The organism is Dietzia cinnamea NBRC 102147, assembly GCF_001571065.1.
Taxonomy (GTDB): domain Bacteria; phylum Actinomycetota; class Actinomycetes; order Mycobacteriales; family Mycobacteriaceae; genus Dietzia; species Dietzia cinnamea.
On the sequence record NZ_BCSW01000133.1, the window covers coordinates 1 to 1,210 of the forward strand.

Consider the following 1,210-nt stretch of genomic DNA (forward strand, 5'->3'; position numbering starts at 1 on the left):
CGCCTTGATCGACCAGGACACCCGCGGGGCGATCAAGATGGTCGCCGAAACAGAAACCGGAAGAATCCTCGGACTCAGCGCAATCGGAGACCACGCCGGAGAAATCATGCTCGCGGCCACCTACGCCATCACAGCCGGGATGACCACCCGCCAGATCGCCGACACCTGGGCCCCCTATTTGACCGTCTCCGAAGCCCTGCGCCTGGTCGCAGGCACCTTCCACACCGAACTACCCACCTCCTGCTGCGTCTGACCACCGCCTCGCGTGGCGGGATTAATCGCTCAGTCGCGGCATTTTGTGATCGCCTCAGAAAGCTACATCACTCCCACATCCGTAAAACGATCGAGTTTGCGACGCTTCCGAAGCCAACTTGTTTCGCCAGGCCACCAGTGTCCGAAAACCCGTGTCGACTTCTATCGGCACCTCGACGCCGGGGCGGCCACTGGCGGAATCGGCGCCTGAGGCTTGCCCGGGAATGTAATGGGCCTGATTTCTCCATTTGGTGCATACTGTCACTCAGTTTTGACGGCATCACTATAGGGGGACGCAATGGCACAGCATTTTCAGATGCGGTACATCGACGATATCGACGGCTCTGACCTGGGCAACGAGGCGAACACTCTCTTCTTCGCCTTCGATGGAAAAGAATATTCGATCGACCTCAGCGACGAGAACGCTGACACATTCCACCAGGTCATGGCGCCGTACATCGAGGCCGGCCAGCGGGTGACCGGAAAGTCCAAGACTCCGCGCAAGGCCACGACCAAGACCGCATCCGAGGACACCAAGGCGATTCGCGAATGGGCTCGCGACAATGGCCATGATGTCTCTGACCGCGGCCGCATTCCCGCCACGGTGATGGAAGCGTACGCAGCCGCCAAGTAGGAAAGCAGCCCGGCGCCGGCCAAGGTAATCGCTGGTCGGATTGCCGTGCTCGCAAGATGGCCGGGTTCGCTCAGCATCTTTCCCGCCGTCAGCGCGGTCGTGCGCAAGCTCACTCACGCCGAGACTTCGCTATTGGTCCCCTTCACGCTTGATTCCCGGTGGCGTCACTGGATGTCAGTGTCGTCCGCGCCGAGCGAGGCTGTGCACATTCCAGAGGCTGTGGGTCCACGCCGACATCCAGACCTTATGTGAAGTCGCCCTTCTCGCGGCGAGGGCGCCAGCCGGTGCCTCCACTGCGACAGAGCTACGGGCCGTGTCTGGTGC

2 protein-coding genes are annotated in these 1,210 nt (G+C 61.3%); both read left to right on the forward strand.

The features are described from left to right. On the forward strand, nucleotides 1-253 hold a 253-nt coding region (locus tag DCI01S_RS16460; RefSeq protein WP_497463106.1), incomplete at its 5' end, for an oxidoreductase dimerization domain-containing protein. A gap of 297 nt (nucleotides 254-550) precedes the next feature. After that, nucleotides 551-886, forward strand: coding sequence for a histone-like nucleoid-structuring protein Lsr2 (locus tag DCI01S_RS16465; protein ID WP_061230208.1), 336 nt, complete (start codon nucleotides 551-553; stop codon nucleotides 884-886). Nucleotides 887-1,210: the final 324 nt, after the last annotated feature.